The sequence below is a fragment of the Kaistella carnis genome (assembly GCF_003860585.1).
Taxonomy (GTDB): domain Bacteria; phylum Bacteroidota; class Bacteroidia; order Flavobacteriales; family Weeksellaceae; genus Kaistella; species Kaistella carnis.
Window position 1 is genome coordinate 2,863,317 of the sequence record NZ_CP034159.1, and the last position, 17,736, is coordinate 2,881,052.

Consider the following 17,736-nt stretch of genomic DNA (forward strand, 5'->3'; position numbering starts at 1 on the left):
AATCAAAATTATCTCCTTAACTTTGTAACATGTTCAATTTAGGAAATTTTCTCACGCTCGCTACCTTTGGTGAAAGTCACGGACCTGCTTATGGCGGAATTATCACCAACTTTCCTGCAGGTTTAGAAATTAATTTGGAGGAGGTTCAGCATCAACTTGACCGGCGAAAACCGGGTCAAAGTTCCATCGTTACCCAAAGAAAAGAAAGCGATACCGTGAAAATCCTCTCGGGCATTTTTGAGCGCCAAACGACCGGAACCCCCATTGGTTTTATGATCGAAAATGAAAATCAAAAATCAAAAGATTACGATCATATCGCAAAATCATATCGCCCAAGTCACGCCGATTTTACTTACGAGCAGAAATTTGGAATCCGGGATTATCGCGGTGGTGGAAAATCTTCCGCGCGCGAAACCGTAAACTGGGTCGTCGCTGGAAGTCTGGCCAAACAACTTTTACCGAAAGAGGTAGAGATTAAGGCGTATGTTTCGTCAGTCGGCGAAATATTTTGTGAGAAACCGTATCAGGATTTAGATTTTTCTAAAATTGACAGTAATGATGTTCGCTGTCCGGATCCTGAAACTGCAGAAAAAATGATTTCCAGGATCAAAGAAATTAAAAAAGAAGGAAACACCATCGGCGGAACGATTACCTGTGTGATTAAAAATCTTCCAATCGGAATAGGAGAACCTGTTTTCGGAAAACTTCAGGCAGAATTGGGAAAAGCCATGCTGAATATCAACGCTTGCAAAGGTTTTGAATACGGAAGCGGTTTTTGTGGCGCAAAAATGACGGGGAAAGACCACAACGATTTATTTAATGAAGATTTTTCCACCAAAACGAATCTTTCTGGTGGAATCCAAGGCGGAATTTCAAACGGAATGGATGTTTACTTTCGGGTAGCTTTTAAACCTGTGGCAACCATTTTACGCCCTCAGGAAAGTTTTGATTCGGAGGGAAATCCCATTATTGTAGAAGGAAAAGGGCGACATGATCCTTGTGTTCTGCCACGAGCGGTTCCTATCGTGGAAAATCTCGCCGCTTTTGTTTTGGCAGATTTATTTTTAATTAATAAACTCCGGAAACATTCAATGTGACTTTGATCACCTAGAAATATAAGTTTTATACTGAACTTTGAACAAAATAATAAAAATGAAGAATTACTGGCAAAATGCGATCACTTTTGACGAATATTTAAAAGTAGCGGAAGATCGCTTTCATAACAACCCTAACAAAGAGGATGAATATCAGGAATATTACGAACTTGGACTTCAAAGAACCAATCGTACCGTAAAAACGTTTAAGATTGATGAAGAACAAATGCAGCGCGCAAAATCTAAGAATTTTAAGGGTAAATTATTGATCATTTCCGAACCGTGGTGTGGTGATGCAAGTGCAACCGTTCCTGCTGCAGCCAAATTTTTCGAAGCTGCCGGAAACGAAGTTCGAATTTTCTTACGCGACAGTGATCCTACTTTGATTGATCAGTTTCTGACCAATGGAACGCAGTCCATTCCAAAAGTGATTATTCTGACGGAAGAGGATCAGGTAAAAGCAGTTTGGGGTCCACGTCCAAAATATGGAAATGACCTTTTGAAAAAATTTAAAGAAAATCCTGAAACCTATCCAAGAGAAGAATTTTATAATGACTTGCAGGTTTATTATGCTAAAAACCGTGGCCATGATGCAATCGAAGAAATTATTGAACTTCTTTAATTAAAACGTAAAACACATGAATTTCCTTAAAAAAAATGCCTTTTTTATCATAGCCCTTATTTTCGTGGCGATTCTCTATCTGTTTCCTGCGGTGAAACTGAAATTGAAAGACCTCTTCTTTCCTGTAGCAGCCATAGAAAATGCCATCACTTTAAGCGATACCGATTATGATATTCAGTTGAAAGGAATTAATGTTCCCGACACCAACCTGAAAGCATTTAAAGGCGATAAACTCGTTTTACTCAACTTTTGGGGAACTTGGTGTCCACCTTGTCGCGAAGAATGGCCGACGATTCAAAAATTATATGAGTCACGAAAAGATAAAGTTGATTTTGTACTCATCGCCATGCAGGATAAGGAGGAAGATGTAGTGGAGTTTATGAAAAAAAACAACTATACCGTTCCTGTTTATATCGCGCAAAGTCCGATTACAAATCATGTTTTGCCGAAGGTTTTTCCCACAACTTTTTTATTGGATAAAAATGGAAGAATTCTCTTAAAAGAAGATGGCACGAAAGATTGGAACTCCAAATCGGTTCATGAATTTATCGATAATTTCACCAAATAACTTTAACTAACTTTACGAAATTATGGTATAGAATTTGCGAAATATATAGGGTAAAAATACCAAAAAACAAAAATGAAAGTATCAAAAATTCAACTTGCCAAAGAAGCATTTAAACACAAAGGATTTATCCAAAAAATCCCCGTTATAATTCGCATGATTAAATCTGCTATGAAAAAGGGAGGATACAAGCCACATTTTAAAAATGTGATTGTTCCGGGATTGGTTTTTGTGTACCTCATTTCGCCCATCGACATCATTCCGGACTGGATTCCCGTGATTGGCGTGTTAGACGACTTGGCGTTGCTTGCTTTTGCTATACCGCTTTTGGTGACCGAGGCTGAGAAATTCATCGCCTGGGAAGCTTCAAGAAAATCGGACGATCTGATGATCGAGGAAGCCGAAGTGGTTCGTTAAAAAATAACTCTTAATATAAAGCCGTTTCTGAAAAGAACCGGTTTTTTTTGGAGCATTAAAAGCGATTTTTTTTTTAATATTTCTCCCGCTCTCCGCTCTATCTTTATCTTTTCCGAAAGAAAAAGATAAAGGATACCGCTTTGATCGGGGCTATAATTGAAATGCAGGATTTCTTTCCAATTTCTTATAAGTCAGTCCATATTTTAATTGTTGACTACAAATGATTTTCGGACTTCTTTTATTCGAAAAAAATAAGGAAATTTACAGCGTGAAAAAACTCATCTCCATTATTGGGACCACCGGAATCGGCAAAACAAAACTCGCCATCCAAATCGCCCAGCATTTTAGTACAGAAATAATCTCCTGCGATTCCCGACAGTTTTTTAAGGAAATGAAAATTGGTACTGCGACACCTTCTGCAGAAGAATTGGCTCAGGTTCCTCATCACTTTATCGGAAATTTATCAATAAAGGATTATTATTCCATTGGGCAATTTGAAAAAGACGCCATTCAGAAATTAGAAGAACTTTTCCGGACACGTGATATTGTGGTCATGGTCGGCGGAAGTATGATGTATGAAAAAGCAGTCCTCGAAGGTCTTCACGATTTACCCGAAGCCAATGAAGAAAACCAGACCAAACTTCAGAGAATGCTGAATGACGAAGGAATCGGAAAACTTCAAACGTTACTGAAAGATTTAGATATTGATTATTATAACAAAGTAGACAAAGATAATCCACGTCGCCTTTTCCGCGCGATTGATATCATTTGGCAAACCGGGAAAACGTACACTGAAAATATCGCTGATCAAGTGAATAAACGCGATTTCGAAGTCATTCGAATTGGGATACAGTCACCACGGGAAATTATTTATGAACGAATCAATCAACGCGTAGATCTTATGGTGAAAAATGGATTGGTGGAGGAAGTGGAATCATTAATTCCCTTCAAAAACAATTTAGCTTTGCGAACCGTGGGTTATTCTGAACTCTTCAACTATTTCAATGAAAACTGGACTTTGGATTTTGCCATCGAAGAAATCAAAAAAAATTCCCGCAGATTCGCAAAACGGCAATTAACCTGGTATCGGAAAGAGGATAATATCAACTGGGTAAATTTTGAAAATTTGGTAGAAGAATCCTTATCTTTGCTCAACACTTTAAACATCAAAAAATAATACAATGGCAGATACTTTTTCAAAAATGCTCGCATTGGGAACCAAAGCACCTTTTTTCGAACTTCCGAATCCTTCCCAAAGCAACGAAATGCAATCTCTGGAGGACTTGAAAGGGGAAAAAGGAACCCTTGTCATCTTTATGTGTAATCATTGTCCGTTTCTGCTTCATATTATTGATAAACTTACCGAATTGTATGAGGATTATCAGGAACAGGGAATTGAATTTATCGCCATTAATTCAAATAATGTAGATAAATATCCCGCGGATGCTCCCGAAAAAATGATTGAATTTCAAGTGGAAAGAAAATTTGACTTCCCGTATTTGTACGATGAAAGTCAGGCGATCGCAAAAGCCTATGACGCTGCATGTACGCCAGATTTTTTCTTCTTTGATGAAAAACTTGATTTAATTTACCGCGGACAAATGGATGATTCCAGACCCGGAAATCAAAAGGAAATTACAGGAGAAGATTTAATTATTGCTTTCGAAAACTTACTCGCGGGTGGACCACAGGAAGAATTGCAGAAACCAAGCATGGGTTGCGGAATCAAGTGGAAAGAATAACAATAGCCAAGTATAAATAACCAATTTAAAAGAGCCAAGTATGATTTACATTACTTGGCTCTTTTCAATTTTACCTGCTAAAAATAAGGATTGTAATTTTTTTCGAATCCAATTGTGGTGGGATTTCCGTGTCCGTTGTAAACTTGGGTTTCTTCCGGAAGCACAAAAAGTTTCGTTTTAATTTGCGTGATCAGGGTTTCGTGATTTCCTTTATACAAATCGGTTCTGCCTATACTTCCTTGAAATAAGACATCGCCGGAAATAATGAATTTCTGCGCTTCGTTGTAGAAAGCCATACTTCCCGGAGAATGCCCGGGTACATGAAGGATTTTAAATGAGTCATCGCCCAAACTGATGATTTCGTTTTCTTTTAAATAGGAGATGTCGCCTTCAAAACGTTTAAAGAAAAAGCCGAATCTGTTCGCATCCATAGGATTACGGTCCAGGATTTCCTGATCGAGTTCATGCATTAAAACAGGAACTTTGTAACGATCAAAGGCTTTTTGCAAACCCAAAACATGATCGATATGTGCGTGGGTTAACAAAATGTTTTGAATATTCAATTCATGATCTTCAATAAATTTTTCTAAAACATCAGTTTCAGCATCGGTAAAATTTCCCGGATCGATGAGGTAAGCAGCTTTCTGCTGATTGGAAATGATATAGGTGTTTTCGGAGAAAGGATTGAATGTAAAGGATTTTATTGTGATCATATAATCTATTAGAATTGATAGGTTTTTTACAAAAATACAATTTTAAGGAGTAAACGCTTCTTGCCTACAACAAATTAATGCTATTTTCGTTATCTTCGTATCAATGAAATATTTACAAATTTTCCTTTTCTTTTGCAGTGCTCTTTATTCCGCGCAGGATATTCGCAGCGTGCAGTTATTCAATCCGCAAACCAATGATGAAACGCCGGTTATCGGGTTTAATGAACAGTTGATTTTGCGTTTTGATGATCTTTCAAATTCCAGCACCATTTATCGGTATACCATTAAACACTTTGACCGGAATTGGCAAGATGACGGTTTGTTTTTTACCGAATATGCTAATGGAAGTTTAAATGGAATGATCGATCAGTTTCAATATTCTTTCAATACTTTGCAGGCTTATACCAATTACACTTTGACTTTTCCGAACGATAAAATTCAGCCCAAAATCTCAGGTAATTTTGAATTGGTAGTTTATCAGGATTCAGCGAGTAAACCACTTTTCACCAAAAGATTTTGTATCGTAGAAGATGGAGCGAATATGGCTTTAAATGTTTCCCGAACGTCTGATGCGAGAAATCCACAGATTAACCAAAGGGTAGAAGTGCAGGCTGTTGGTAATAGTTCGGCAATGAATTCCAATCTCAATTCTCTTTCTTTAAATGTCATCCAAAATAACAATTGGAACTTGGGAGTTTATAATCAAAAGCAAAGTTCTTCATTGGGCAATAAAATTCTTTTCCAACAAATGAATTTGGTTTTTCCTGGTAATAATGAGTTTTATTATTTCGATAATAAGAATATGAATCAGCCATTTGACATGGTTGCTCAGTCAGAAAATGTGGATGGAGTTAATTATACTTATCTTCATCCCGTTTGGGCTTTTCCAATGAATTATCAATATCAACCGGATGTGAACGGTGCTTTTTATTTCCGTAGAAATGATTTGGGAATTGAAAGAAATGCGGAACGCGAAGCAGATTATTCGTGGGTTTATTTCGCTTTAGATTCAGAAAAAACCAATAAAGAAATTTATGTTGTGGGTGGTTTCAATGACTTTAAAGCAAGCAAAGAAAACCAAATGACTTACGATGAAACTTTGAAAAAATATATCGCCAAAATTTATTTAAAACAAGGATTCTACAATTATATTTTAGCCACAAAAAATCCGGATGGCACTTTAAATCTAGGCGAAATCAACGGTAATTTCTGGCAAACCGAAAACCTCTATAAGCATTTTTATATTACCAGCCTTTCGGCAGAAATTACGACGGATTGTTGGGTTATGGGGAATTTAGAACGCCGCTGAGATAGATTTTTAGGCTTATCTCAGTTTGTTAGGATTTTGAGAAGTATGAAAAATTGCGGAAACAAAAATTACTGATTGCTCGTTTATATATAAATAGTGAATAGCGAAAGGGAAATGCTTTAAATACGTTACGTGAACTTCGTCGTATTTTATTTCAGATGACAAAGGATTTGAAGCAACAAACTTTAATTTACTGGTAACTGAATTCGTTAATTTTTCCCCCAAACCTGTCTTCCTTTTCTCATAAAAATGGACTGATTCTTTCAATTGAAATTTCGCTCTGTCAGAAAGTAAAACTTTCATTATAATTCCTCTTCAATTTCCCTGATGACGTCTTCAAGATCGTGCGCAGAAGCAGGGTGCTTTTTGTATTCTGCAATTATATCTCTCACTTCATTTTTCTGCCACTCCGGAATTTCAAGGTCAATTTCTTCTGATAACCCATCGATATAACCCCAAACTCTTTCCAAAAAATTTTCAGGAAGTGTTTTTAGTTTTTCGGTAAGTTGTTCAACAGTAACATTCATAGAATCAAAGTTATGAAAAACTATTCATAAAAAAAGACCTTCAAGATTTCCTGAAGGCCAATATATTTTTACACCAAATAAAACTCGTGCAGCTTTTCCTCGCACAAAGTTTTTACGACCTCAATCCAACGGTCTTCATCGTTCAAACACGGAATATAATTGTAGGTTTCCCCACCACCATGCATAAACTGTTCTTTCCCTTCAACTGAAATTTCTTCCAAAGTCTCCAAACAGTCAGACACAAAAGCAGGACACACAATTGCCAGATTTTTAATTCCTTTTTTACCTAAATTCTCCAAAGTTTCATCTGTATAAGGTTCCATCCATTTATCATTTCCCAAACGGGACTGGAAAGTAACCATCACTTTTTCTTTCGGTAAATTTAATTTCTTGATCACCTCTTCCGTCACCTTAAAGCACTGATGTCTGTAGCAAAACTGATGACTCGGATTACTATCTCGAGAACAACAGTCGTTTAAATTACAGGTTTTGGTAGGATCGGTTTTAAAAATATGTCTTTCCGGAACACCGTGATAAGAGAATTGTAAAGCATCAAAAGTTTCCGGTAATTTCTCGCGGATACTTTCTGCTAAACAATCGATATAAATTTCACGGTTATAAAAAGGCTGAACGTAATTAATTTTAATATTAGGGAAATGTTTCTTGCGCACCTCTTCTGCTTTGTCAATCACCGTTTCCGTCGTACTCATCGCGTATTGCGGATAGAGTGGGAAGAGAACGATTTCTGTAACACCTTGATCGGTCAATTTCCGAATTCCGGTTTCGATGCTCGGTTCAGCGTAGCGCATTCCGATTTCTACGGGAACATCTACGATTTTTTCGAGTTTATTTTTAATCCTTTCCGTAATGAAAATTAAAGGCGAACCTTCATCCGTCCAAACCGTTTTATAGGCTTCTGCAGATTTTTTCGGTCGCGTATTCAAAATAATCCCACGCACCAATAATGTTCGGAAAAACCAGCGATAATCAATCACCTTTTCATCCATTAAAAACTCATCCAGATACTCCCTAACATCCTCAACTTTCGTCGATCGTGGCGACCCAAGATTAACTAATAAAATTCCTTTTTTCGACATGTATTTTTTATTTGGGCGCCTATTTCCGCCTTCCACTCCCGCTTTTTTATAATTCCCGCTGTCGCGGTATTTATAAAAAGAGCTCCGTTCAAGTCGGGGCGCAACCCTGTTATATTTTTAATATGACAGCAACAATTAAAGATTTTTTCCCATCTTCAACTATCAACTATCAACTATCAACTATCAACCGTTCACCGCTTCAACTTTCTCTACCAGTTCAGGTAAAAACTGTTTCAGGATATTTTCAATTCCACCTTTTAAAGTTGCTGTAGAACTTGGACAACCAGAACACGCACCCTGCATTAACATTTTTGCAGTTTTAGTTTCAGCATCGTATTCCATTAAAGAAATTTTTCCACCGTCGCCTTCTACCGCCGGAGCGACATATTCGTTTAAAATATCAGAAATTTTCTGTTCGTCTTCCGTATATTCTCTATTCATAATCGTAGCTGCAGGACTTGCATGTTTCTGCGCGACAGCATTGGAAACAACTCCACCACTTTGTAGATATTCGGCAACAAAGGTGCGCATCTTCACCATTACTTCATGCCATTCAACGGATACATTTTTTGTAACTGCCACGAAGTTATCAGAAATAAAAACTTCTTTTGCAAAATCGTATTCATCAAAAATAGCTTTCGCCAAAGGAACTTCTGCAGCTTCTTCGGGAGATTTTACTTCTATAAATCCATCGATAAGTTGCGTATTAGAAACGAATTTCATCACCATCGGATTTGGAGTCATTTCTGCATAAATAAGATACTCCTCATTTTTTTTCTGAAGATAAATTCGAGGATTTGCCGCCAGTTCGTTTTGAATAATTTCTTTTAAAGGTCCGATCACGTTTTCCCATTCAACACCCTCTTGCTTAGCTACTGCAATAAAGTTTGCCGTAACAAAAACTCTTTCTACGAAAGGATATTTAAAAAGTTCCTGAGCTAAAGGAATTTCTTTAATATCAGAATTTCGGTCGAGTTCCAGAGAACCCGGGATCAAGTTGTAATCGGCTACAAACTTCATTACTTTCGGATTTTCTGTAGGCTCTATAATAATTGGTCTCATTTTATTTTACTAAATTTGAGTACAAAAATACGGATAACAATTTAGATTTCATCAGTGATGTTTTAGACGTTGTCAATGAACGATATTACTTAGGGAAGATAAAAATATTCGATTAACTTATCTATTTGTAGAATTGATTTTTAGATTTAAAACATCACATTATCAAATTAGCATATTAACACATTATATTACAATGGCACTTATAAAAGAACTTTTAGGAAAAACCCCACAAATCGGAAACGATACTTTTTTAGCAGAAACAGCAACCATTATTGGTGATGTTACCATGGGCAAAGAATGCAGTATTTGGTATAACGCCGTGATTCGTGGTGATGTGAATTATATAAAAATGGGTGATAAAGTGAATGTACAGGATAATGTCATGTTGCACTGTACTTACGAAAAATTCCCGCTCGTAATCGGAAACAATGTTTCAATTGGACACAACGCAATCGTTCACGGCTGTACGATTCATGACAATGTTTTAGTTGGAATGGGCGCAATCGTGATGGATGACTGCTTAGTGGAAAGTAATTCAATTGTGGGAGCCGGTTCAGTGGTGACTCAGGGAACGCATATTAAATCAGGCGAAGTTTGGGCCGGGACGCCAGCGCGTAAAATAAAAGATACTTCTACCGAATTATTAGAGGGGGAAGTGAATCGTATTGCTAATAATTACGTCAAATATTCCGGCTGGTATAAAGAAAGTACGAATTTGTAAATATTACTTAATAGAGAAAGAAGTTGAATTTATTCAACTTCTTCTTTTTTATCTAATCGACCTCCTGTCAATACTGCCTTACCATTTTCACAAATGATTTCAGAAGGCGGAAGAACGACAGCACAATCCGACATTAGATGATATTTTTTGTTGATGGCATCCTGCATAGCCGTAAACTGGGTTACTTTCGGTAAGATTTCTTCTGCTAACTTTTTTGGATAAGCCAGATAAGAACTCGGTCCACCACAAGGTTTTGCACCAATCGCCGTGAAAGTCCATTCTGTAGGATCGTTACAGACTTCGGTGCTGATCAATGAATCGATTTCACCAATCAGTTGCTTTAGGTTTTCCCGGTCTTCAATTTGAGACACGTTATTTTCAGGTTTAAAAGAAATATCTTTTGGCAACGTTTCGGGGTCTGACAATTTTTTTGTCGAGGAACAGGAAACGACTGTCAAAAATGAAATGATAATAATTAATAAGTTCTTCATCTTCACGATTTAGTTTACAAAAGTAGCATCTTTTTCTAAAACAGGAAGAGTATTGATTGAGGGATAAGCAGAATATTTTCACCTCAGTCATTTTTGGGAAAGGTGTTAATTTAAGGAGTTGAATTGGTGAAATTAGAAATAATTTCAGCCCTTATTTCCAAAACCTGATTCTCTTTTTCGGCGGTTTCAATTACTTTAAAAATCGATGCTAACGTTTCTTGAAGTTCCAACATTCTGGATAGTGCGTTTTCATCATCTTTTCCAAAACGTTCCTTAGTGCTAAAATTCTTCATACGATGAAAACGAATTTTGCTTTTGAAAATACTGAGCATTAATTCCCGGTATTCCGTCGGTGAAAACTGGCCCTCGATTAAGGTGAAAATATCTTGTTTTTCCATTTACTAAAAATTGTAATAATTAAAGGTGATTTTATCTGAAACCAAATTTTAGTCAGAATTATCCGCAATAAATTTTAAAAATAAAGTCCAATTTAAAATCGGACTTTATTCATTGTCAATTACTTAATCTGATTCTAATTTTACTGACCTTGACCTAAAGAGTACGCTTTCTTTCCATCAAATTCATACAAATTCTCTGTTTTCACAACATCAATTTTAGCGTCGAGAGCTTTAGCCAATAAGTTGATGATGTTGTTCTTGTATAACATATTTCCATTTCTAGGCTGGAAGCGGCATCTCCAATGGTCAGTGCAGAACGTTTCCGAAAATCCATCGGGCCAGACTTTAATTCCGCGGTTGGTGATCATCGTCAAGTGTTTATTTTCGGTATTAATGCTTTGTAGTTTTTCCGCCAGTTCATCAGGATCTGTGCCTTTCCAATCCACAAATAAATCTACTCCGACCAGTTTTTTATCCATCGCAGGTTTTTTTACATATTTTGGAAGGAGCAGAACGGCGTCTTTTACCACTTTCATCGGTTTCAGAATCGAAGGATGTTGTCCTAAATTCCTGATGATCGCTTCTGCGAATTCCTTTGTTCCCACCTTTTCTTTGTTTACACCCTCTTTAAAAATGTCATAAGTGTGAATTCCGTCTTCAATGGTTTTTAACCAGGCATTCTGTACTTTTTCTGCAATTTCAGCTTGTCCGATATGATTGAGCATCATTACTGCTCCCTGTAACAAACCCGATGGATTGGCCATATTCTGTCCGGCTCTTCTGGGCGCAGAACCATGAATTGCTTCAAACATGGCACATTCTTCCCCAATATTTGCAGAACCCGCAAAGCCCACAGAACCCGCGATCTGCGCCGCAATATCTGAAATCACATCACCGTATAGATTTAAAGTAACAATCACGTCGAAGATTTCCGGCGTGTCGGCCATTTTAGCCGCACCGATATCGATGATCCAGTGCTCATTTTCAATCTCCGGATATTCTAAAGCGATTTCGTCAAAAACCTGGTGAAATAAACCGTCGGTCTGTTTCATAATATTATCCTTTGTGAAACACGTTACTTTTTTCCTTCCATAAACTTTCGCATATTCAAAAGCGTAGCGAACTATTTTTTCACATCCGGGACGGCTGATTAATTTTAAGCATTGCACCACTTCATCCGTTTGTTGGTGCTCAATTCCTCCATATAAATCTTCTTCATTTTCACGAATGATGACGATGTCCATATTTTCATGTTTGGTTTCCACAAAAGGATGCAAACTCATGCAGGGTCTCACATTTGAATAAAGACCCAGGAATTTTCTCGTGGTAACATTCAAACTTTTATAACCGTCACCTTGCGGAGTGGTGATCGGCGCGTTCAGGAAAATTTTATTTTTGCGGATGGTATCCCAAGAGCTTGCAGCAATGCCATTGGTATTTCCTGCTAAATAGACCTTTTCTCCCACCGGGATCTCATCGATCTCAATTTGCGCTCCTGCGGCCGTAATGATTTTCAGTGTGGCGTCCATAATTTCCGGACCAATACCATCACCTTTTGCTACTGTAATTCATGTCATTTTATATTTTTTGATGAGACAAAATTGCATCTTCTTTATCATATATTTTTATTTATATTTGTAATGATTTCTATAAATATATTTAATGAATTATACTTTAAATCAGCTTCGCATTTTTTTAAAAGTCGTACAAACTGAAAGTGTGACCAAGGCTTCAGAAGAACTTTTTCTGACGCAACCTGCGGTTTCCATTCAGCTTAAAAATTTTCAGGATCAGTTTGATATTCCTTTGACCGAAGTGGTCGGGAGAAAAATTTACATCACGGATTTTGGACGGGAAATTGCCGAAGCAGCGGAAAATATCATCAATCAGATCCACGCCATTAATTACAAAACATTAGCGTACAAAGGACAATTGACGGGACAATTAAAAATTTCTGTAGTTTCTACCGGGAAATATGTGATGCCTTATTTCCTCTCAGAATTTATGAAGAAAAATGCCGGTGTCGAACTTAATATGCACGTTACCAATAAATATAAAGTCCTGGAAAGTCTGGAAAATAACTCGGTCGATTTCGCCCTCGTTTCTATTTTGCCGACGGCTCAAAATGTTGAAAAATTAGATCTGCTTCAAAACAAATTATACCTGGTTGGAAGCGATAGAATACCTCTGAAAAAAGGAAACTCCACGAAAGAGATTTTCGAAAATCTCCCCCTGATTTTCAGGGAGAAAGGATCTGGAACGAGACAAACCATGGAGAAATTCTTTTCCGACAATAACATTTCTGTTCTTAAGAGAATGGAGCTCTCCTCGAATGAAGCGGTAAAACAAGCATTGCTCGCAGGTTTAGGATATTCAATTATGCCCATTATCGGTATCAAAAATGAATTACAAAATAAAGAGTTAGAAATTGTTCCCATTAAAGAATTGCCCATCAAAACGACGTGGAGTTTAATTTGGTTAAAAGGTAAAAATCAGACGCTCGTTTCGGCAGCTTACTTAGAATTTTTGAAAAAAGAAACCAGCAATATTGTGCAGTCAAAATTTATTTGGTCTGAGCTTTATTAAATATCAATACTTTTATAAATTACTTTACTACGATTGGTGGAAAGGAAATAATCTATTCGCCCATTCAAGCCAATTTTCTTAAATTTGACCAATGGACGAATCTCTCTTTAATTTAGCCGAACATACCAACCGAAGTATTTTTCTAACCGGAAAGGCTGGGACCGGGAAAACGACTTTTCTTAATGAATTTATAAAGAAAACCAAGAAGAAACATATCGTGGTGGCGCCGACTGGAATCGCTGCGATCAACGCGGGTGGAGTTACGATTCACTCAATGTTCGGACTTCCTTTGAGAACTTTTATTCCGACTACCGATCGAATCGATAGCAATTTAGGAAACAATATTGCTGATTTGATGCAGCACTTTAAATACAGAAAAGACAAACTCAAACTTTTGCGCGAAATAGAAATTATTATCATCGATGAGGTTTCCATGTTGCGTGCTGATGTTTTGGATATGATGGATTTTTCCCTGCGTTTTGTGCGTCGAAATACAGAAAAATTCGGGGGCGTTCAGATGTTGTTTATCGGAGATTTGTACCAACTTCCGCCCGTGGTCCGTGATGAACACTTTTTAAAACAGTATTATAAATCCCCCTTTTTCTTTGAGAGTTATGCTTTAAAAGAAATGCCTTTAATTACGGTAGAACTGACGACTGTCTATCGGCAGACCGACGAAAAGTTTTTAGATATTTTGAATGATATCCGTGATGGTGCAGTAGGAGATATCGATTTTGAAACCTTGAACGAAAGGTATATTCCGGACTTCGAACCGACCGAGGAACCTTATGTTTATCTGACCTCACATAACAAAATGGCGGATGAAATCAATCAGAAAAAATTAAAAGAGCTCAAAGGAAAATCTTATGTCTACAGCGCAGAAATCATCGGTAATTTTAATGAAAATCAATATCCGAATGAGGAAGAACTGCAGTTAAAAGTTGGCGCGCAGGTCATGTTTATCCGTAATGATGCGAGTGGCGAAAAGCGTTATTTCAATGGCAAACTGGCGGAAGTCATGAGTCTGGATGATAAAGAAGTCACCGTTTTAATCGATGGTGACGATGAGGTTTTCACCTTAAAAAAAGAAACTTGGGAGCAGAAAAGATATGGGTTAGATGCTGAGAAAAATATTACAGAAGACGTCTTGGGAAGTTTCCAGCAATATCCGATTCGGTTGGCTTGGGCGGTTACGATTCATAAATCCCAAGGTTTAACCTTTGACCGTTTAATTATCGATGCCGGGAAATCATTTGCTTCCGGACAGGTTTATGTAGCGTTGTCGCGTTGCCGAACTCTGGAAGGTATCGTTTTAAAATCTAAAATTACACCCAATGTTATCTTTGCCGACCGCAGAGTTTCTCAATTTCAAGATGAGACGAATGCGAATGAAAAGATTGAAGAGATCCTTCAATCGGAAAAATACGATTACAGCATCAAGAAAGTCGTGAACACTCTCGACTGTCAGTGGTTTAAATATTCCCTGGAAACTTGGTTTCAATCGACTAAAACGAGTAAAGCTCTGGATAAAAATAAAGCCACTTATCTCTACCAAACACTGCGGCCAAAAGTGGAGAACTTTGAAAATATTTATGGGAAATTTGCCAAAGTGATGTTACAGAAAACCCATAAATTCATTCACGGGAAGGAAGAGTGGAGTGAAATTGAAGAAAAAGCAAAAGGTGCGGTGAATTTCTTTTTCACCAAGGTCAATTTAGAGATATTTCAGCCTTTGCTTGATTTTTATTCTGAAAATAAAGGCACCAAAGGCCTGAAACAGTACAACGACGATTTCCGTGTATTTTTGGATGATCTGGAAGATTATCTGAATGATTTGAAGAAAGTGCACTTGCTGGAAGCGCCACTTTTTAACACGGATAATAATGTAGCAATATCGACAAAGGTTGCCAAAATTCCTTCGCATATCTTAACGTTTCAATTATTTGAAAGTGGAAAAATAATTCCAGAGATTGCAAAGGAGCGTGGTTTGGTGACTGAAACGATCTTTGGTCATCTTGCAAAATTTGCAGAACAGGGATTGCTTGATTTATCGCGGATTTTTGCCAAAGAAAAAATTAAAACTTTTGAAAAGGAATTTAAAAAGAATTCTTACGAAACGCTAAACGACTGGAAGAAGGCCTTGCCGAATGATTTTGAATTTAATGAAATAAGGTTGTTGCTGAATCACTTTACGCATAAGCAATCTAAATAGAAACTGGTTTAACCACAAAAGTCACAAAAGTTCAGTTCCTATTAAAGTGAAGATAATGCGACTGAAAGTTCACAAAAATTGCAGTGCAAATTGGAATGTAAATGAACTGAAGTATTCTTGAAATTGGACTAAAAAGTAAGTGGCTTTTGTAGAAATATACCACAAAAATCACAAAAGTTGAATTGCTATTAAAGTGAAAATAATGCGGTTGAAAGTTTACAAAAATTGCAGTGCAAATTGACTGTACAGGAACTACAGTATTCTTGAAATTTGACTAAAACGGAAGTGACTTCTGTAGAATAAACCACAAAAGTCACAAAGTTGAATTAATATTAAAGTGACTATAATGCTCTAATACTTGGCTCTTTTTACTTTTTACTTTTCTCTTTTTGCAGATTTTACCTTTTAATCACAATCTTCTTCATAGGTTCCTGGGGTTTTCTATTCTGATATTTTTTGATCCAGTTATAGAAAATTAAAAAACCGAAAACGAATATTGAAATTCGGGATAGTAAATCGCCGGCTCTCGTATAAAAAGTTTGGTGTTCGTAAAGATTTACCTTGGCAAAAAGAGCTGTTTTATCGCCATAAAGTGTGTCTGCTAAAACTTCACCTTTTGCATCAATATGCGCGGAAATCCCACTGTTTGCAGACCTTGCAATTTCGCGGCGGGTTTCGATGGCGCGCATTCTGGCATACGCCATGAGTTGTTTGTGGCCTTGAGTTTCGCCCCACCAGGAATCATTCGTCATGATCCCTAAAAAGTTTGCCCCTTTTTTCACGTAGTCGGTTACAAATTCGCCATAAATACTTTCATAGCAAATGATTGGTGCCATTTTACCACTGTTAAAAGGATTGGAGAATACTTTTCGTTCTTTATCAATTCCCAGTGATGCGGTAGTTCCGCCCAGATCGAGCATTGCATTTCCCAAAAGCGGTTTCAGCACGCTGATGTAGGGGAAAATTTCAACACCCGGAACAAGTTTTCCTTTGTGATAGACGTCTACTTTTTGGTTAGGAATAATTTGCACGGCAGAATTATAGGAATCAACATAAATTCCCTGCGCAGTTTTATAAGAAGTATCTGTTTTGTCGTTCTCATTTGGGTAAAAACGATGGGAAGAAATACCCGTTGCAAATACAGCTTTAGGATGGTTTGCCAGGAAACCTTTTACTTTATTTAAAAGCTCACTTTGCTCAAAACCCGTTTCTGAAATCGAGCCAAATCCGGGAAGAGAAGTTTCGGGACCCATGTAATAATCAATCGGTCCTTTTGAATTTTCTTCAGCCAAAGTCAGTAAATCATTTAAAATGGTCAGGCTGTCTTTGGAGTATTTTTCGGTGTAGGGATTCAGCTCCGGTTGTAGCATCAGCACATTGACTGTTCCTGTCGGTTTCAAATCGAAGTTGTTGTATTTTACAACGGAAATAAGCATGGGTAAAGCAATTCCTGCTAAAAGAACGGAAGAATTGATGATCAAAGATTTACGTTTTCTTCCCGCTTCCCAGATTCTTAAAGTATAAAATGCAAAAACATTAACTAATAAGATCCAGAAACTTCCGCCCGTTGCGCCTAAAGTATCATACCATTGAATAAATTTTGGGTAGTCGGCGAAGACATTGCCTAAGTTTAACCACGGCCAGGTTAATTCCCAACTTAAATGAACTTTTTCGAAAACCATCCAGACTGCAACGAAGAATACGAGTCCGAAATAAGTTCCCTGCGCATTTTTGTACCAATGATAACATTGAAAAATAAAGGAATAAAATAAAGAATTCAACAATACCGGAATCACCACTGCGACCAAAGAATGCGTACCATCAGGGTTTTTGGCGCCATATAACCAACCTGTGGTCACAATATTCCAGATGATAAAACAAAGATAAGTCAGGCCGAAAATAGTCCAGCCTTTCTTTTTTATTTTTGAAAATTTAGAAATGTCGTGTTCAATGATTAATAAAGGAACGAGGGCGAAAAATATAAAAAACGGAATACCGTAAGTAGGCCAGGAGATGCTCAACAATACCGCTGAGAGTAAAGACAGGATAATATATTTCATAGTTTGTTTAAACTGATTACGTTTTCCAAAGTTAATCATTTATTGAATTTCGGCCGGTATGCAATATTTGATTTATCTCAGGTTCTGTTTGTTAGAGGAAGTGTTTTAACAAATAAGTTA

The 17,736-nt window shown here is 37.2% G+C and carries 18 protein-coding genes and 1 pseudogene; 10 read left to right on the plus strand and 9 right to left on the minus strand.

What is annotated here, in order from left to right; genetic code table 11:
* Positions 1 to 29 precede the first annotated feature (29 nt).
* The 6 genes from aroC to EIB73_RS13255 all read left to right on the plus strand — a co-directional run bounded on the left by aroC (position 30) and on the right by EIB73_RS13255 (position 4,440).
* Positions 30 to 1,097: a chorismate synthase gene (gene aroC / locus EIB73_RS13230; RefSeq protein ID WP_125025713.1), complete on the plus strand. Its 1,068-nt coding sequence runs from the start codon at positions 30 to 32 to the stop codon at positions 1,095 to 1,097.
* A 55-nt stretch (positions 1,098 to 1,152) separates the two neighbouring features.
* Positions 1,153 to 1,716, plus strand: coding sequence for a thioredoxin family protein (locus EIB73_RS13235; RefSeq protein ID WP_125025714.1), 564 nt, complete (start codon positions 1,153 to 1,155; stop codon positions 1,714 to 1,716).
* Between the two features lie 16 nt (positions 1,717 to 1,732).
* Complete coding sequence (locus EIB73_RS13240) at positions 1,733 to 2,284, plus strand: TlpA family protein disulfide reductase (RefSeq protein WP_125025715.1); 552 nt, start codon at positions 1,733 to 1,735, stop codon at positions 2,282 to 2,284.
* 72 nt (positions 2,285 to 2,356) lie between these two features.
* On the plus strand, positions 2,357 to 2,698 hold the full coding sequence (locus EIB73_RS13245; RefSeq protein WP_125025716.1) for a YkvA family protein: 342 nt from the start codon (positions 2,357 to 2,359) through the stop codon (positions 2,696 to 2,698).
* Positions 2,699 to 2,918: 220 nt separating this feature from the next.
* Positions 2,919 to 3,875, plus strand: coding sequence for a tRNA (adenosine(37)-N6)-dimethylallyltransferase MiaA (gene miaA, locus EIB73_RS13250; RefSeq protein ID WP_185144619.1), 957 nt, complete (start codon positions 2,919 to 2,921; stop codon positions 3,873 to 3,875).
* A 4-nt stretch (positions 3,876 to 3,879) separates the two neighbouring features.
* Positions 3,880 to 4,440 carry a thioredoxin family protein gene (locus tag EIB73_RS13255; RefSeq protein WP_125025717.1) on the plus strand — a complete coding sequence of 187 codons (561 nt, stop codon included), beginning with the start codon at positions 3,880 to 3,882 and terminating at the stop codon, positions 4,438 to 4,440.
* Positions 4,441 to 4,517: 77 nt separating this feature from the next.
* On the opposite strand, the gene EIB73_RS13260 is transcribed toward EIB73_RS13255, so the two are convergent.
* Positions 4,518 to 5,153 (minus strand): MBL fold metallo-hydrolase, encoded by a 636-nt coding sequence (locus EIB73_RS13260; protein WP_125025718.1) that lies wholly within the window; start codon positions 5,151 to 5,153, stop codon positions 4,518 to 4,520.
* A gap of 103 nt (positions 5,154 to 5,256) precedes the next feature.
* Between EIB73_RS13260 and EIB73_RS13265 the strand changes: the two are divergent.
* Positions 5,257 to 6,467: pseudogene (locus tag EIB73_RS13265) on the plus strand (type IX secretion system plug protein).
* A gap of 10 nt (positions 6,468 to 6,477) precedes the next feature.
* Here the strand turns inward: EIB73_RS13265 and EIB73_RS13270 are convergent.
* From EIB73_RS13270 to EIB73_RS13285, 4 genes are all read right to left on the minus strand, one after another.
* A complete protein-coding gene (locus EIB73_RS13270) occupies positions 6,478 to 6,765 on the minus strand; it encodes a type II toxin-antitoxin system RelE/ParE family toxin (protein WP_125025719.1) in 288 nt (95 codons plus the stop codon).
* Positions 6,765 to 6,989, minus strand: a complete 225-nt coding sequence (locus EIB73_RS13275; protein ID WP_125025720.1) for a hypothetical protein — start codon at positions 6,987 to 6,989, stop codon at positions 6,765 to 6,767. The genes EIB73_RS13270 and EIB73_RS13275 overlap by 1 nt, the downstream gene beginning before the upstream one ends.
* 68 nt (positions 6,990 to 7,057) lie before the next feature.
* Positions 7,058 to 8,086 carry a ferrochelatase gene (hemH, locus tag EIB73_RS13280; protein WP_125025721.1) on the minus strand — a complete coding sequence of 343 codons (1,029 nt, stop codon included), beginning with the start codon at positions 8,084 to 8,086 and terminating at the stop codon, positions 7,058 to 7,060.
* Between the two features lie 183 nt (positions 8,087 to 8,269).
* Positions 8,270 to 9,148: a NifU family protein gene (locus EIB73_RS13285; protein WP_125025722.1), complete on the minus strand. Its 879-nt coding sequence runs from the start codon at positions 9,146 to 9,148 to the stop codon at positions 8,270 to 8,272.
* A 193-nt stretch (positions 9,149 to 9,341) separates the two neighbouring features.
* On the opposite strand from EIB73_RS13285, the gene EIB73_RS13290 reads away from it, so the two are divergent.
* Entirely contained in the window at positions 9,342 to 9,869 is a 528-nt protein-coding gene (locus tag EIB73_RS13290; protein ID WP_125025723.1) for a gamma carbonic anhydrase family protein, read from the plus strand.
* A 29-nt stretch (positions 9,870 to 9,898) separates the two neighbouring features.
* Here the strand turns inward: EIB73_RS13290 and EIB73_RS13295 are convergent, their stop codons facing one another.
* The 3 genes from EIB73_RS13295 to EIB73_RS13305 all read right to left on the minus strand — a co-directional run bounded on the left by EIB73_RS13295 (position 9,899) and on the right by EIB73_RS13305 (position 12,287).
* Positions 9,899 to 10,360 (minus strand): hypothetical protein, encoded by a 462-nt coding sequence (locus tag EIB73_RS13295; protein ID WP_125025724.1) that lies wholly within the window; start codon positions 10,358 to 10,360, stop codon positions 9,899 to 9,901.
* Positions 10,361 to 10,470: 110 nt separating this feature from the next.
* Positions 10,471 to 10,758, minus strand: a complete 288-nt coding sequence (locus tag EIB73_RS13300; protein ID WP_125025725.1) for a hypothetical protein — start codon at positions 10,756 to 10,758, stop codon at positions 10,471 to 10,473.
* 140 nt (positions 10,759 to 10,898) lie between these two features.
* Positions 10,899 to 12,287, minus strand: coding sequence for an NADP-dependent isocitrate dehydrogenase (locus tag EIB73_RS13305; protein WP_262706704.1), 1,389 nt, complete (start codon positions 12,285 to 12,287; stop codon positions 10,899 to 10,901).
* Between the two features lie 133 nt (positions 12,288 to 12,420).
* Between EIB73_RS13305 and EIB73_RS13310 the strand changes: the two genes are divergently transcribed.
* Both EIB73_RS13310 and EIB73_RS13315 read left to right on the plus strand, forming a co-directional pair.
* On the plus strand, positions 12,421 to 13,344 hold the full coding sequence (locus EIB73_RS13310; RefSeq protein ID WP_125025726.1) for a LysR family transcriptional regulator: 924 nt from the start codon (positions 12,421 to 12,423) through the stop codon (positions 13,342 to 13,344).
* 91 nt (positions 13,345 to 13,435) lie between these two features.
* A complete protein-coding gene (locus EIB73_RS13315; protein WP_125025727.1) occupies positions 13,436 to 15,556 on the plus strand; it encodes a helix-turn-helix domain-containing protein in 2,121 nt (706 codons plus the stop codon).
* A 398-nt stretch (positions 15,557 to 15,954) separates the two neighbouring features.
* Here the strand turns inward: EIB73_RS13315 and lnt are convergent, their stop codons facing one another.
* A complete protein-coding gene (gene lnt, locus EIB73_RS13320) occupies positions 15,955 to 17,616 on the minus strand; it encodes an apolipoprotein N-acyltransferase (protein ID WP_125025728.1) in 1,662 nt (553 codons plus the stop codon).
* Positions 17,617 to 17,736 lie beyond the last annotated feature (120 nt).

Bases quoted from the DNA above. Each gene is read 5' to 3' on its own strand.
- EIB73_RS13290 (WP_125025723.1), top strand. From the start codon at position 9,342: ATGGCACTTATAAAAGAACTTTTAGGAAAAACCCCACAAATCGGAAAC.
- miaA (WP_185144619.1), top strand. From the start codon at position 2,919: ATGATTTTCGGACTTCTTTTATTCGAAAAAAATAAGGAAATTTACAGC.
- EIB73_RS13315 (WP_125025727.1), top strand. From the start codon at position 13,436: ATGGACGAATCTCTCTTTAATTTAGCCGAACATACCAACCGAAGTATT.
- EIB73_RS13240 (WP_125025715.1), top strand. From the start codon at position 1,733: ATGAATTTCCTTAAAAAAAATGCCTTTTTTATCATAGCCCTTATTTTC.
- EIB73_RS13300 (WP_125025725.1), bottom strand. From the start codon at position 10,758: ATGGAAAAACAAGATATTTTCACCTTAATCGAGGGCCAGTTTTCACCG.
- EIB73_RS13235 (WP_125025714.1), top strand. From the start codon at position 1,153: ATGAAGAATTACTGGCAAAATGCGATCACTTTTGACGAATATTTAAAA.
- EIB73_RS13270 (WP_125025719.1), bottom strand. From the start codon at position 6,765: ATGAAAGTTTTACTTTCTGACAGAGCGAAATTTCAATTGAAAGAATCA.
- lnt (WP_125025728.1), bottom strand. From the start codon at position 17,616: ATGAAATATATTATCCTGTCTTTACTCTCAGCGGTATTGTTGAGCATC.
- EIB73_RS13245 (WP_125025716.1), top strand. From the start codon at position 2,357: ATGAAAGTATCAAAAATTCAACTTGCCAAAGAAGCATTTAAACACAAA.
- EIB73_RS13285 (WP_125025722.1), bottom strand. From the start codon at position 9,148: ATGAGACCAATTATTATAGAGCCTACAGAAAATCCGAAAGTAATGAAG.
- aroC (WP_125025713.1), top strand. From the start codon at position 30: ATGTTCAATTTAGGAAATTTTCTCACGCTCGCTACCTTTGGTGAAAGT.
- EIB73_RS13305 (WP_262706704.1), bottom strand. From the start codon at position 12,287: ATGGACGCCACACTGAAAATCATTACGGCCGCAGGAGCGCAAATTGAG.
- EIB73_RS13255 (WP_125025717.1), top strand. From the start codon at position 3,880: ATGGCAGATACTTTTTCAAAAATGCTCGCATTGGGAACCAAAGCACCT.
- EIB73_RS13310 (WP_125025726.1), top strand. From the start codon at position 12,421: ATGAATTATACTTTAAATCAGCTTCGCATTTTTTTAAAAGTCGTACAA.
- EIB73_RS13295 (WP_125025724.1), bottom strand. From the start codon at position 10,360: ATGAAGAACTTATTAATTATTATCATTTCATTTTTGACAGTCGTTTCC.
- hemH (WP_125025721.1), bottom strand. From the start codon at position 8,086: ATGTCGAAAAAAGGAATTTTATTAGTTAATCTTGGGTCGCCACGATCG.
- EIB73_RS13275 (WP_125025720.1), bottom strand. From the start codon at position 6,989: ATGAATGTTACTGTTGAACAACTTACCGAAAAACTAAAAACACTTCCT.
- EIB73_RS13260 (WP_125025718.1), bottom strand. From the start codon at position 5,153: ATGATCACAATAAAATCCTTTACATTCAATCCTTTCTCCGAAAACACC.